The organism is Thiorhodovibrio frisius (assembly GCF_033954835.1).
Lineage (GTDB): Bacteria > Pseudomonadota > Gammaproteobacteria > Chromatiales > Chromatiaceae > Thiorhodovibrio > Thiorhodovibrio frisius.
The window spans coordinates 1,592,657-1,606,985 of record NZ_CP121471.1 but is presented as its reverse complement, the minus strand read 5'-3'; the positions used below and the strand labels follow the sequence as shown (position 1 = coordinate 1,606,985).

Sequence of the window (14,329 nt, the reverse complement as noted above, 5' to 3'; positions counted from 1 at the left end):
AAATCGGCTCCTGCGCTGGCGAGACAGACAGCGCCACATCAGGCGCTGGCGTTCGCCTCGATCCCGCCCGCTGCGTCGCTCTTGGTTTTCTTTCTGCTTGTGACTCTCGAGCGCACCAACAGGGTCAAAATCACAGCCACCGCTGCGGCACCGCCAACAATGCCCATGAGTACGGCATTGTCATCGAACCACCCGATGGTCTCGCCGCTCATGATCAGGAAAGCGCCGAACAGACCCATTTTCCAATCCGCATGGATCCCAGACAGAATCGCGGTCAGCCCAAGCAGGAAAATCATCACCACGCCGTCGGTTTCAGCATTCAGAAAGTGGAGCAAATCCTTGGTGAAAAAGTAGTGCACCACTACCGCCAGCGCAGCCCAGTGCAGCACTTGGCGAAAGAGATAAAAGACGCGCGATTTCGCGCTCTCACCGGCGTGATATTTCCAGCCACCAAAAATGGCCACCAGCGCGACGGCAGGGATGAACCAAATCCACTTCATCGCTACATCGGTCGGCTCCCTGTCCGTCATCGCGACCAGCACGATGGTTGTGGCGTAAAGGATGACGTACGGAAGCTGATTCAAAAAAAACACCCACCGCGCTTTTTTCTTGGCAGACTTCTGGGCCTCAGCGTCAGTCATAGCAATAGATTCAGACACAATGATTCTCCTCTTCAGTGATCGATCACGCGGGCACGCGGCCTTAATGACCTAATGATGAGCAATGGCTTTGTCAGTAAACAGATAATCTTTCAGCTCGCCTTCGAATTTCGCATCCCGGCGCCTGATCCACTCCAGCAGCATGGCCGCATGCTCTTTTTCCTCATCGCGGTTGTGGGCCAGAATCCCCGCCAACTCCTTGTCCTGACAGGCATCGACACGCTGGTTGTACCAGTCAACCGCCTCAAGCTCCTCCATCAGCGACTGGATCGCTCGATGCATGTCGCGCGTCTCGGCGCTCAGTTCGTCGATGGGCTCGTGGTAACCTTCGTTCGCCATGGATACTTCTCCGTTGTTAGTTTGAAGGCGGAATCTGGTGCCTGGAAGCTTCGCATTGTCCGAGTCAGCGGGCGGAAAGACAAGCCGCGACCCGAATCAAGGGGCATCGGGGTTCAGGGTTCGTTGTGTCAGCGCGGCAAGCATCTCGCGCAGCATCGCCTCAATGTACTCCGATCCATCCATGGTTAGCACATGTTGGGCTCGCAGCTTGGCACGCTTCTCCTTGTCGGTACCTGTCAGCCACTTGACTTGCTTCAGTTCCGTGTCGGTGACGATGAAGGCGAAAATGGGGAAGCGCAATTGCTGCGCCAGATCGCCGCGAATGAATCCGAGCAGGTCGAGCTTTTCCTGTTCCTGATGGACGACGCCATGGGGCTCGACGAAAGCGAGCGCCTGCTGGTCGCCGCGCTGCATCCAGAGCATGAAGTCCGGATAGAAGCCCCCGGTCTGAAAGAAACCGATGCCCTTCTTCGGCAGATTGCGCAGCAGGAAGACGTCAATATCGTCCCAATCCGGTGCCTCCCAAGCGTCGTACCAGTAGGCGCGCAGATCCAGCAGAAAGCGCCGCTCGCTGCCGACGAGTCCCATCGGTACCGACTTCACCACTGCCGCGCCATCGGGTAGCCCATCGCTGGCCAGCAGCAACGGGGCATAGAGGTGCTCGTCCAGGTGCAGGCGCGGCAGTGGCTCGCGCGTGTCTTCGTCCAGGCGCTTGCGCTGTTGCTCGATAATGGCGCGGACCTCCGTCACCCGGTTTGGCGGCACATGCAGCTCGTAAGCGGGTATCGGCGGCTCACCCAGGCGCGGGATATTGGCATGGGTTGCGTCGAATAGTTCGAGCTGAGAGTTCTGTGTTTCCTCTGTCCGCTGAAGGCGCAAGTAAAACCGATCAATGCCCTGCTCGATCAGCGTTCGTGCCGCATTGGTCAGGCGCTCCAAGTCCTTGGTCGTGCGCGGCGCCAGCACCTCCGGGGGAGCGGCGAGATGGGCGCTTTGCTCCATGAAGGTGTCGATATCCTCGCGGGCGATGTACAGGTTGCACCAGTCCTTGCGCGCCTTGTGGGCGAGCGCATCTCGGTACAGCAACTCCATCGGCAAGAGCGCTCGCACACCGCCGAGCGTCTGCCAGTGGACCTTGCGCGCGCTGGCCGCGAAGCCGTCCTTGTCGCCGACGCCAAGCATCGGCATCAGATTCAACTGCGTCGAAGATGCTGTCGGGTCGAAGCGGATACTCCGGTCCTTGAAGCGGAAATCATCGCGGACCTTCGGATAGCTCAGCCGCGCCGCGCCGATGCCTGGTCGCACATCAATGGGCAGGCGCATCACCACCGGAAGCTCCAGGTCTTCGCGTTGCAGCGTGTTCAGAAAGGTAGCGAGATACTTGGTGCGCAGACCGAAAATGTTCAGGGTTTCCAGCAGCGGCAGATGCGGCGGATGTTCACGCGCCAGCGCCCCGTCCAGCGACCCAGAGCGGCGCATGGAAAACTGCAAGCCCTTAAGCCGGACGCCGCGCCCGAACAGTTGCAGCACTTGTGCGCCAGCGTTCTGCCCGACTTTTAGCAGCCCCATGGTGGAGACGCGCCAACTGCTCCAGCCCTCCAGAAACTTCTTGGAACCCACCAGGAAGGACACAGTGCTGTCGGCCGCGTCCAGCGCCTTGAACAGCGAGGGGCTGATGCTGTCGTCCTCGTCGGTCGCTATGCTGATCTCGGGGTCGGCTTCGATCCGTTTTAGCAAATTACCTGGGTCCCCGACGTTGATGACGCCGCAATAGGCATCACGCGCGCTGGCGCGGGCACGGATGCCGATTTCACCGTCAGCGCCCTTGATGAGATGCAGGCTCAGACCGCTGTCGGCATCGCCTTCGGCCAGAAACAGATCCCGGCGCAGATCCGCAATAACGCGCTCGGGCTTGAGGTTCAGCCTTGCCAGATAGGGAAAGCGATCCGCAAACAGATCGGCGCCATCCGGGCGTGTCAGGTCGGTGTCGGCGCTCAGCACTCGGCCCGCAAGCCGCACCGCCCATGCTTTGTCGCGACAGACCCGATCCAAAAAGCGCATGACCTCCAACACCTCTGGTGCCTTGCCTGCGCTCACCTTGTCGCCGATAAAAACCATCAGCGGTGGCTCGATCAGGTACTGGCTGCGCGCATCGGGCTCGGCATCGAAGTATCGGCGCTGCTGGTAAAAGGCCAGCAAGCCCCCCATCAGCAGCAGTTCCTCCTGCGTATTGCCCTCATCACCTTGCAGATTGGCGACCCAATAGTCCTTGCCATAGCCGTCGCGGTAGAAACTCCGGTAGGCGTAATCGAACAGGATGCAGCGGGCATACTCGGCATGCAGCACAGCGTCCTTCTCGGCCACCTGGGCAAAGGTCGCGCTGTATTCGATGGTGAAGCCGCCGTTCGCAGCCAGCGCCTCGCGGATGTTGCGCCAGGCGCGCTCCTCCTTGGCATCGGTTTCGCTGGCCGTCCCCTTGTGGCCCTCGTCCACCAGCAGCAGATTCGGCCCCTCGAAATGCTCCGTGGGCAGGCTTTCGCCGGAGCGCGGGCCAGCCTTGCCCGGTTCCGGCACATAGAGCTTGGTGATTTCCAACACCTGAATACCCGCATAGCAGGCGCAGCGCTCCAGCGCATGGCAGGCAGGGATGCCGCTTTGCTCCAGATCCCGAAGATGCTGGTCGGCCAGCCCCCGACTCGGCGCGAGCAGCAGGATATTGGCGGGTTTGAACAGGCCGTAGTCCAAAAACTGCAAATAGTTCAGATGCAGCAGCAGGGTCTTGCCGGCGCCGGTCGCCATCCAGAAGGCGAGCTTCAGCAGGTCCGGCGCTTGCAGCGGCGCCTGATGGCCGAAGCGGGCCTTGCGGAACCCCTCCAGGTCCAGCAGCAATTGCGCGGCATCCGTGGTGAGTCGGTCGAGAAACACCTCCGCATACAGCAGCGCCAGGTATTGGAAGAACTTCAGCCGAAAGCCCGCGCGGCGCTCGGCTAGCCGGGCCTCGTGCTTGAGAATATTCAGGTCGTAACGGCGCAGCGCGTGCTGGTCCAGCGGTATCGTCAGCGGCCCAGCCGCGAACTTCGACGCGCGCGCCTCCAGCACGCCGCACCAATGGCTCTGCCCGTCCGCGCGACGCCTGTGGTCGGCATCCTTGCAGGCAGCGGACAGGGCCGCAAAATCTCCGCCGAGCGCCGCCGAGAGAAAGTCGAACAGCAGCAGGTCCTGATGCAGCTTCATTGCAAAAAATGCTCGTCGCGCTCGTTCATCCGGCGGTGGAATTCGCCATCCAGACTGCGCCCGTTGAGAATGCAACTGTCGCCGTTGACATAAACGGTCGTGTAGTTTGCCAGATCGGGATACTCGCCCTCGACGAAAGCGCGATCTCGCACATGATCGAAGCCCGTCATATCGCGCCAGACCACCAGCACCGGCCGACCGTCCTCCAGCGCCTCGACGATGCGATAGGGCCGTTTGCCGTCCTTCAGCGCGCGAATGCGCCGAACATGAAAGCCCATCAATAGGTTGAAGGTTTCCACCAGGTCCACCGGCACCTCGGTGAGCCCGTTGTTGCCATGCACACGCAGCCGATAGTCGAAAGGCTGCTCTAGCGCGCGGGTGTTGAGCCGCACCTCGGATTCTTCCGTCTCGGCGTCGAGCATGTATTTCAGCAGGTAGTCGTCGCCGAAAATATCCTGCTGGCCCATGAGTCGGGCGCTGCGCTCTTCGGGCAATTCGAGCGCGTTCAGGGAGTCTTCGAAGGATTCCAGGCGAAGAATTTTGATGAGGCGGGGGGAACGCTCGACCCAATCCTGCCCGTCGACCGCGCCGTCACGAGCCCCGTTCTTCCACAAAGGCCAAGACATCAGTTTGGTCGTTCGCTTGACAAGCGTAGATTCAAAATATTGGCCGTAGTCTACTGCCAGGAATCGACGATTTGCGCCGTCGTTACGATTTTGCTCGATAACTGCCTGAACGCTCGTGCCAGACCCCGCAAAGTAATCAGCTACCAAATCGGAATTATTTGTTACGAAGCTGATCAGCTTCTCTATTAAAGAAACCGGCTTGGGGTTCTTGAATATCTCCCGCGAACCAAAAAGACTTTCTAGCGCATTCGCGCCGATCCGACCATCAAGCTCAATCACACCTTTCAATGAGCCACAATAATCGCGCAAATACTCTTTGATCTGCACAATCTGCTTTTCATCTTCCCCGAAAATAAACTTGCCTTTAGCAAGAAGCTGATCCCGCTTTACGGGAGGAAACCTATAACCCCGGGCGGGCTGCACGCAAGGCTTTCCGTTGGGGTGCATGATGTCATAGCGGTAGCCTTCCTTACCGGGGTTATGCACCTTACGGCTCCCAGTGTATGGGCCTTCATCATCGACGCGATCATAGTGTGTCAGCGGGCTGAGGATCTGCTTGTTATTCTTGATGAATAGGCGGAATGCGGCTTGCACATCCTGCGGCTTCTTCAACTCTTCTTTCAATCGCTCGTATTCTGACAGCATTAAATCCTTTGCATCGATGTCACCACTAGACCAAACACCGGGGTTGCTTTGCGAATCACGGACGAAGCACTCAACATACTCGTGCTCGAATTGAATTCTTGTTGGATTATTGTCGGTCGCGCCCTTCCAGACCATGGTTCCAACGCAATTCGCCTTCCCGAACGTGCGCATCAGAAGTTCATGCAGAAATGACTGTTCGTTGGAGTCGATACTCGAAAAGAAAACACCATCCTGGTTAAGCGCTTCGGAAATTAACGGAAGCCGCTCCTCCATCATCGCCAGCCAGGTCGAATGCCGCGAGAAGTCGTCCTTGTAAAGAAACTCGTCGCTGCCGGTGTTGTACGGCGGATCGATGTAGATGCACTTGACCCGCTCGCGATAGCGATATTCCAAGGTGCGCAGCGCGGCATAGTTCTCGGCATGCACCAGCAGTCCGTCCAGCGCCGCGTCGATGTCGTCGTAGCAGGCCAGCAGGCGCAGCTTGAAGGCGTCGTCGAAATGGCGGGTGTCGACCACCAGCGTCGGGTATTGCTCCAGCGTCTCGTCTGTGACGGGGCCTTCCAGGCCGAACAGGTCACGCCAAGCAGCGATCTGCGCCGAATTGCCCAAAATTTCCGGCCAAAGCGCGCGATCCAGCAGCCGCACGGGGGCTAGGTAGTCGGCGCGCATGACAAACTTGCGCTTCTCGAACAGCGCTGCCTGAAAGGTCTCGATCTGGTCCAGGAAGTTGATAATGAGACCGCCAATGCGACGCAGCGCCTTGAGCTTGATCAGCCGGTCGGAAAGCAAGGCCGGGTCGGTGCTGGCGCTGTCCTCGCTGCCGATGATGCCGTCCAGATCCAGGTACTCGTGCTTCAGGTACCAGTCCAGCTCGGCCTTCAGGAAGCGCCCGAGATTAGGGTGCACGAAGTAGTCGGTGCGGTGCTTGCGGGCATAGCGACGGATGTGGCGCTCCAGAGTTGCGGGGTCGAGCCCCGGCTTCAGGCGGTCCTTGAGCGGTGCTTGCAGGTCATCGATAATCTGCTCTTGCGCGCTGCCGTTGCCCTTGTAGCGCTCCTCCTCCGGCTTGGTCAGGGGGCGAAATACGAACGGCAGGCGGGCGCTGCGCCCGGCCACGTCCAGGTCAAAGTCTTGCGGTTGCGGGAAAAAGTAGCGCGTTTTGCCCTTGACGTTATCCTGCTCCTGATTCGCCTCGGCAAGCTGGAACTCGACCGCCCAGTCGCCGTCGCGGTAACGGTAGCTGCTCAGCTCCTCGGTGGTTTTGACGTAGTGGCTGCCACGCCCGCGCCAGTGAAAGTGCACGTCTTCGCCGTTGTAGGCGACGCTGTAGCGGCCCTCACGCCCGCGTCGCGGCTGGCGGATGAAGTCGCCGTCGGCGTAGTAGCGTGAGAAGAACAGGTATAAATGGTTGTAAAGGCGGTCTTCCTCGGTCTCCGAGAAGCCGGCGGCGGCGGCCAGATGCGCGCGCTCGGCGGTCAGGTCCCGCCAGCGTTTACCAGCAGGCATCTCGGCGATGCGCGGGTCCAGCTCATCGGTGGCAATGAAGGGACCCGCGAGCCCCCAAGCGTTTGACGCCTGTTCCAACTCGCCCTGCACTGTCGTCAGCGCGTTATTCACCTCGGCGAGCCGGTCCGCCGCCTGGCCCCGCATGGCCTGGGTCATGATCTCCGGGAGGCGCTGGTCGAAGAACGCGCGCACCTCGTCGCGGCGGTACTTGAGGATGCGATAGAAGCCGAAGTCTAGGTCGGCCAGATCGACCTTCAGCAGGTCGCTGTAGAGCAGGTGGAGGAACTTTTTCTTGCTGGATGCCATGACTGCGGGATGTTGGTTGCGGGTGCCTGCACGGGGAACGCGGGGCAAAGGATAACCTACCAGCGGGTAGGAGGCAGAACCCAAGGCGCATGATTCATCCAAATCACGGCTGTTCGCCCCCAACACTCGCGCATTTCCGTCACCACGCGGAGGGGATTTTTCCCGCTGCCCCGGCTATCCTTGCCCGGAGGCTGACATCCATCAGCCGGGCTCTGTTTTTTCGTCAGGAACCCATCCACTTTGAAGACTTTCCCCGCTGTGAGCACTGCCAGCTTGATCGACCCCTTCGGCCGGCGCATTCATTATTTGCGCGTATCGGTCACCGACCGCTGCGACTTCCGCTGTCGCTACTGCATGTCGGAGGGCACCCGCTTTTTGCCGCGCGCGCAACTGCTGACGCTGGAGGAAAACGCGCGACTGGCTAGGATTTTCTGCGAGCTTGGCGTTGATCGCATCCGCGTCACCGGCGGCGAGCCGCTGACTCGGCGCAACCTGCCTTGGCTGCTGGAGCGCATCGGCCAACTACCCGCGCTGCGCGAGCTGACTCTGACCACCAACGGTAGCCGCCTGGCGTCTTTTGCAGCCGAACTGCACCGTGCGGGCGTCGCACGCCTGAACATCAGCCTGGATACACTCGACCCTCAAGGTTTCAATCAGCTCACGGGCGGCGGCAAGCTGGCCGATACCCTGGCTGGCATTGAAGCCGCGCACGCGCTCGGTTTTCGCCGCATCAAACTCAACTGCGTGATGCTCAAGGGCGTGAATCAGGACCAAGCCTTCGACTTGCTGAGGTTCGCGATGGAGCGGGATTTGGATATTAGCTTTATCGAACAGATGCCGCTTGGCGCAGCCGAGAACCTGGAGCCGCCTGTCAACTTCTGCTCAAGCGAACAGATTCGCGCCGACCTCGCCCGCCATGTCGAACTGCTGCCGACAACCGAGCGCAGCGGCGGGCCGTCGCGCTATTGGCGGATCGCGGGCAGCGAGACGCGCGTCGGTTTTATCTCCCCGCGCAGCCGAAACTTTTGCGGCGACTGCAACCGAGTGCGGATCACCGCCGACGGTCGGCTGCTGACTTGCCTTGGGCGCGAACAGGCCACCGACCTGCGCCTGCTGGTGCGCGCCCATCCTGGCGATGACGCACCGGTCAAGGCCGGCATCCGGGAGGCCATCGCAACCAAGCCGCGAGGGACGGATTTCGCGCAACTGGCCGACGGCTGTCAACCGATTTCTCGCGCGATGAATGCTACTGGCGGCTAATGCTGAACTTTTCCTTCGCAACCATGCGGGCCTAATGATATGCACCAATGGATCGCCTCGCTGCTGCGCATTTCAATTGCGGTACTGTCGGTCGTCGCCATCGCCTGGGCGTTGTCTACCGATGACCAGCGCCGACGGTTGCTGGTGCGCTTCGGCCTATTCGATTCTCTGGCGCAGGCGGAACTCGCGGGGCTTCGGATCATCGGACCCGTTGGCGAGTGGGAGCTTCTGCCCAAGCTGCCGCCGATCAGTCGCTACATAGCACCCCCCCAGCCCGACCCAGGCCGGAGTCGCCTCCCAGAACAGCAATTAACACACCGAGGCTCAGAGGGCGGTAGACCTGGCGCTTCGACGCCGAGCGGAGCCGATGCTGCCAGCCATGGCGTCGGCCACGGCGCAGACCCCTGTGCCGTCGGCGTCGCCCGCAACCCGAGCCGCGCTCGCAGGCCCACCGAAATCCATCGCTACGTCGACTCCAAGGGCCGAATGGTGTTCTCAGATCACGCCCCCAGCGCCGACGCCGGGGAAGTGCTGGCTGTTCAGGCAGACGCCAGCGTGGGTCGTTTCTCGGCTGACTACGACTTCGATGGGTTGACGCCGCCGCTCGGCTTCCAGCATCAGCTTGAGATTGATCTGGACGGGGTGTTCCATTTTCTAGCCGATGACCTCGGCCTGCGCGGAGTGCAGCCGGTGCACCTGCGTCTAAAGATTATCAAAGACCAACGGCGCTTCGCCCAGGCTGCCGCCGGCGCCGGACTCAGCACCAATAGCGGCTTCTACACCCATCGCAACAACCTCGCCGTGGTGCGCTGGATGGGCGACGAGCCAACCCGCGCCGTCGCCCGCCATGAGATCGCGCATCTGGCGCTCGGCAACTGGCTCGGCCGCACGCCGCTTTGGTTGAACGAGGGTCTCGCCGAAATCGTCGAGAAGATGCGCTTCCAACAGAACTTCGCCACCGCCCTGGCGCCGCCGCAACGGCTCGACCACCTGCGCCGGCTTGCCCGCGCCGGGCAGTTGCCGGCACTGCGCACCTTCCTGGAGAGCGAACGCGCGGACTGGGATCGTTGGGGCGACGACATGGCCTATCCTTACGCCTGGTCGCTGGTGCATTTTCTGCTTCAGGAGCCGGCTCGGCAGCGCACGGTAACCCGACTGCTGAACGAACTCGCCACCCACCGTTGCCGCATGTTCGACGACATCGCTTTCCTGGAGGGTGACTATGCCGGCGGACTCTCCGGACTGAACCGCGACTGGCGCCGCTGGCTGTTCGCCGAGGCGGCGCCGCTGCACTTTTGAGCGACAAGCGCAGACGCGTCAGTCGCCACCGGCCTTGAGCCAGCCTTGCAGGGCGTCGATCAGGGCTTGGGCCTGGGCTGCACTTGAGATATTGAACTTGGACTGCTGACGATATTCACCGCTGCGCTTCTGGTAGCGTCGAATCGTATATTTCTCTGGACCGTACTCACCCTTCGCCTTATCCCAGTCCTGGTAGCGGAACAGCAAGGTCGCCCAACTACCTTTGGACAATATGACCTTATCGAGTTCCTTGGTGGTTTCAATGCCGTCATCAACATAGGTCACAGTGAGTTCGTCGACCGTTTCAGCCATTGCTATTCGTCCTTTCGTGGATTTGTTGTGATTTCACTGCTGCGCGCCATACTGCTGCAATAACAGAATCAGATTGGGGTCAGCCTCGGCGGCAAGCGCCAGATCGAGCGCCGTAGCCCCGGAATCCGTCACCAGATTCACATCGGCCTCTTCCTGCAACAGCCATTTGGTCATCTTCAGATTATCATTGGCCACTGCCTGATGCAGTGGCGCCAGTCCTTCGGGCCCGAGCGCGTTGAGATCGACGCCCCGGCTGACCAGCAGCGCCAGGGTATCGCGGTCAAGTCGATCCTCAACCACCAACTGCCTCAGCAGCACCTGCGGATCATCCCTCGCGCCTCGCTCCATCAGCAATTCTGCTGCGGGAACCCGGCCATTGGCCAAAGCGACATAGAGCGGCGTATGCCCCAGTTGGTCACGCACATCCATGCTCGCCCCATGGTCGAGCAGTTCGCGCGCAATGACTACCCGCCCGTCGGCCACCGCCACCTGCAACGGGTAGCGCCCATCCGGTCCGGGCTGATTGACATCCGTGCCCCAGAACAAATGCCGCTTGATCTGATCGAGATCGCCAGAGTGCACCGCGCGATAGAGGTTGGTCGTCGGCTGCGGCGGCTCTCCACAAGCGGCCAGCACGAGCGCGGTTAACAGCCCCGCGACCAGCAAGGCTCTAGCAACAAAGGACGACAGCGGTGCAGGTATCATTAGAAAACTCGTCTACATATCGAATTAGGACTCGGTTGCAGTGGGGCAAACCCCTTGACCACAACAACCCGATCCGCTGCGATACTAAGACCCAGCCCCCATCGCCCGCAAGCGGTTGCCACCTCAAACGCGCGATCGGACGAGAGAGCTTCCTTCCCGTCGCTGGTTCGGACAGATATACGCGCCGGTTTCAACAGCGAATTTTTCGCTAACGCCCTCCTCGCCTAATAGGCATTGCCATAGCGCAGGCGCCTTGGCCGATACCATCAACCCCGGTAACCTGCTTTACGCATAAACCGAAGCGTTAAGGGTTTTGGCCAGCTCGTGCCATCGGCCGTTTGGTGGCGCGCGGTCTCAAGCGCGAAGCGGCAGCGCGACGATGGCGTCGGCCGGCACGCCAAGCCTTGACTGCTCGCCCGGCGCCGGACCTGGTGCACCATCGGGAAGATGCACGCGCAGCGAGCTGCCGTCGGCGAGCCGGCACCAGCAGGCGGTGTAGCGGCCCAAGTCGACGCTGCGCAGAACTTGAATCGGAAGCCCCTCGGCGCTGCCAAGACAAGGACCGTCCGGGCGGATCGCGACCACCTCGGCCGGCTGCGAGCCGCCAGCTGGCAACGGCAGTCGCCCCCAAAGACCCTCAACCGAGGTCTCGTTTCGCGACCTGATCGGCAGGATGTTGGGCCAGCCGAGTACCCGCGCGACCTCGGCGTCGCCCGGATCGGCGAAGACCTCGGCTGTGTTGCCAAAGCGGCGCAACTCACCATCAATAATGACAGCGGCCCGGTCGGCAATCTGGCGGACGTCGTCGATGTCGTGGGAGACCAGCAGCGTCGGCACTTGGGTCTCCGCGACCAACTCGTGCAACAGCAGGCGCAATGTTTGGCGCAGGCTGGCATCGACGGCCGAGAAGGGCTCGTCGAGGAGCAGTGCCGCTGGGTGTGGAGCAAGCGCCCGGGCGAGGGCAACGCGCTGGCGCTCGCCACCTGACAAGGCGCCTGGTCGTCGGCTCGCGAGCGGCGATAGCCCGACCCGTTCTAGCCAGAACGCGACCTGGGCGCGCCAGTCGACGCTGCGGGGTAGACCGAAGGCGATGTTACGGGCCACGCTCAGGTGCGGGAAGAGTGCGTAATGCTGGAACATGAAGCCGACGCGGCGTTGGCGGGTCGGTACCTCGATGCCTAAGTCAGTGTCCAACCAGCTGTGCGGACCATAACGGATGTGCCCGCAGTTAGGTGTTTCGAGCCCCGCCAACAGACGCAGCAGGGTGGTCTTGCCGCCGCCGGACGGGCCGAGCACGGCGGTGATACCATGCGCTGGGATGCGGATAGCGAGATCCAACGCGAAGCCCTTGCGCCGCAGCGCTAAACGAGCGTCGAGATCCGAGTCGAGTTCTGAGTCGAAATTGGGCATCAGAGCCGCCCCAGCCGCCGCAGTAGCGCGAAGAGTCCCAGGGAAACCGCCCCCAGCAGCAGCGAGAGCCGGGTGGCGCAGGTGAAATCACCATCGAGCACGCTATTGTAGATGGCCAGCGAGAGCGTTTCGGTCGAGCCGATGATGTTGCCGCCGAGCATCAGCGTGATACCGACCTCGCCGAAGGAACGGCCAACCCCGAGGGTGAGTCCAGCGATGATGCTGCCGCGAACTGCCGGAATCAGCACCAGCACCAGGGTCGCCAGGCGGCCCTTGCCGAGCGTATAGGAGGCCTCGACCAGCTCGCATGCGCTGCCCTTGATCGCCGATTGGATCGGCTTCACCACCAGCGGCAGCCCGGCAATAAAGGCCGCCAGCACCAGACCTGGAAAGGAGAACACCAAGTCCCAGCCGGTGGCGGCGTGCAGCGGACCACCGATCAGGCCATAGCGTCCGAGTAGGAGGAGCAAGAAGAAACCGATGGCGATGGGCGGGAAAACCAGCGGCAGCGACACCAGCCCATCGACCAAACCGCGCAGCGGGAAAGGCCGGCTCAGTGCGTAGCCGAGGCCGATACCCGCCACCAGGAACAACAGCAACACGACGCCGGCCACCTTGAGGCTGAGCATCAAGGCGGCCGGGGAACAGGCGAGAATCGCATCCATGCGCGGGTCAGAAGACGGCCTGGATTTGCAGGGCAACGAGGTTGTCGAGCCCGTCGAGGATGCGGTTGGGCACGTCGTCCTTCGGCAGCCTGGGGGCCTCGGCATCCTGCCACTGGTAGTTCGCCATCAGGCGCCAACGCTTGTCGATGCGGTACTGCAGGCCCAGGGTCCAGGTATTAAAGCGGCGCTCGGTGTCGCGACTCTCGGTTCCGCGGTTCAACTGATCGAAGCGCAGATCAAGCTGCAGGGTCGGCAGGATGTTGAAACCCCCTTCCAGGTACCAGCCATTGGCCTCGCCGTCCGGCAGCAGGTTGTAGGAGGCGATGCGGTTGCCGGCATTGTCGAGACTGCCTGGCACTGCGCCGCCATCAGTGCCATTGGCGATCATGCCTTCGGCCCTGATCAGTTCACCGGACAGCCGGTAGCGCTTGTGCCGCAGCACTGCACCGCCACCGTAACGGGTGCGCAAATAATTGCCAGCCCCGGCTCCGGTCAGTGTCCGCATCCCTTGCTGCCACCAGCCGTAGACCTTGAGACCATCGCGCTTGCCGCCTTTGCCACCCAGGATGCGCTCGGTCGACCAATACAGGTAGAGGTCCTTGTAGGCATTGTTATCGGGCCGGGTGATCCCGTTGCCGTTGCCGACCATGACCGCATAGGTATGCTCCCACTGCTCGCCACCCACGGGGAGCACGCCGAACAGCTGGATACCAATATCGTGGTAGACGCTACGCGCTCCATTGGGCTGGTTGGACGTGTTGGGGGCGGTGCCGTCGCCATCGAAGAAGGTCTCATTGACGAGTTGGTTCACGACCTGACTGGTATTGACATAGTTCAGCCGGAAAGCTGGCTGCATACCCTCGTCGCTGCCTGGAGTCTTAAACTGGCCCGCGCGCAAGCGCAGCGCGGGGTTGAAGCTATAGGTCAGGCTGGCGTCGATGAGCTGGATAGGGGTGGCATTCTCGGTGGCGGCATTAATGCCGGCATCGATGGCCAGTGCGTAATTGAACGCCGGTAGCTCCGGCACGAGGCCGCGGGCACCGACCCGCGCGCGCTTGATCAGCCATTCACTGGACTCGGTCTTCTGCGGACCGATCAGGTTCGCGAACATCGGCTGCCCTTGCCAGGGGCCGGCCTGGAGTTTGGTCCCGTCGGTGCTCTGGTACTCGAGCTGAACGAACCCCCAGGGCCGGAAGGTATTCGTACTCTTCGGCGGCTCGGTGCCCTGCAGGATGAGCCAGTTGATTGCGTAGCTCGGCAAGGGCGCCAGCAGGCTTGCTGCAAGCGCGATGAGCGAGAGTCTGCGGCTAAGTGCGCGCCCTTGTAACGGCGGAGGTTGCATCTTCACGATCTCCTTCATCCC

11 protein-coding genes are annotated in these 14,329 nt (G+C 61.5%); 2 read left to right on the top strand and 9 right to left on the bottom strand.

Annotated elements, in window-relative coordinates; all coding sequences use genetic code 11:
* Positions 1-38 precede the first annotated feature (38 nt).
* From Thiofri_RS07475 to Thiofri_RS07460, 4 genes are all read right to left on the bottom strand, one after another.
* Entirely contained in the window at positions 39-593 is a 555-nt protein-coding gene (locus Thiofri_RS07475) for a hypothetical protein (protein ID WP_407702936.1), read from the bottom strand.
* A 117-nt stretch (positions 594-710) separates the two neighbouring features.
* Positions 711-998 carry an encapsulin-associated ferritin-like protein gene (locus Thiofri_RS07470; RefSeq protein ID WP_009151073.1) on the bottom strand — a complete coding sequence of 96 codons (288 nt, stop codon included), beginning with the start codon at positions 996-998 and terminating at the stop codon, positions 711-713.
* Positions 999-1,094: 96 nt separating this feature from the next.
* Entirely contained in the window at positions 1,095-4,232 is a 3,138-nt protein-coding gene (locus tag Thiofri_RS07465) for a DEAD/DEAH box helicase family protein (RefSeq protein ID WP_009151072.1), read from the bottom strand.
* Positions 4,229-7,315 (bottom strand): site-specific DNA-methyltransferase, encoded by a 3,087-nt coding sequence (locus tag Thiofri_RS07460; protein WP_009151071.1) that lies wholly within the window; start codon positions 7,313-7,315, stop codon positions 4,229-4,231. Before Thiofri_RS07460 ends, Thiofri_RS07465 begins: the two co-directional genes overlap by 4 nt.
* A gap of 258 nt (positions 7,316-7,573) precedes the next feature.
* Here Thiofri_RS07460 and moaA point away from each other — a divergent pair, with 258 nt between their 5' ends.
* Positions 7,574-8,575 carry a GTP 3',8-cyclase MoaA gene (gene moaA, locus Thiofri_RS07455; protein ID WP_223296827.1) on the top strand — a complete coding sequence of 334 codons (1,002 nt, stop codon included), beginning with the start codon at positions 7,574-7,576 and terminating at the stop codon, positions 8,573-8,575.
* Positions 8,576-8,614: 39 nt separating this feature from the next.
* Entirely contained in the window at positions 8,615-9,874 is a 1,260-nt protein-coding gene (locus Thiofri_RS07450; RefSeq protein ID WP_009151069.1) for a DUF1570 domain-containing protein, read from the top strand.
* An 18-nt stretch (positions 9,875-9,892) separates the two neighbouring features.
* Here the strand turns inward: Thiofri_RS07450 and Thiofri_RS07445 are convergent, their stop codons facing one another.
* The 5 genes from Thiofri_RS07445 to Thiofri_RS07425 all read right to left on the bottom strand — a co-directional run bounded on the left by Thiofri_RS07445 (position 9,893) and on the right by Thiofri_RS07425 (position 14,308).
* On the bottom strand, positions 9,893-10,186 hold the full coding sequence (locus Thiofri_RS07445; protein ID WP_009151068.1) for a hypothetical protein: 294 nt from the start codon (positions 10,184-10,186) through the stop codon (positions 9,893-9,895).
* Positions 10,187-10,219: 33 nt separating this feature from the next.
* Complete coding sequence (locus Thiofri_RS07440; protein WP_009151067.1) at positions 10,220-10,891, bottom strand: ankyrin repeat domain-containing protein; 672 nt, start codon at positions 10,889-10,891, stop codon at positions 10,220-10,222.
* Positions 10,892-11,245: 354 nt separating this feature from the next.
* Entirely contained in the window at positions 11,246-12,301 is a 1,056-nt protein-coding gene (locus Thiofri_RS07435; RefSeq protein ID WP_009151066.1) for an ABC transporter ATP-binding protein, read from the bottom strand.
* Positions 12,301-12,966, bottom strand: coding sequence for a molybdate ABC transporter permease subunit (locus tag Thiofri_RS07430; RefSeq protein WP_009151065.1), 666 nt, complete (start codon positions 12,964-12,966; stop codon positions 12,301-12,303). Before Thiofri_RS07430 ends, Thiofri_RS07435 begins: the two co-directional genes overlap by 1 nt.
* Before the next feature lie 7 nt (positions 12,967-12,973).
* Entirely contained in the window at positions 12,974-14,308 is a 1,335-nt protein-coding gene (locus Thiofri_RS07425; protein WP_009151064.1) for a porin, read from the bottom strand.
* Between the last annotated feature and the right edge of the window lie 21 nt (positions 14,309-14,329).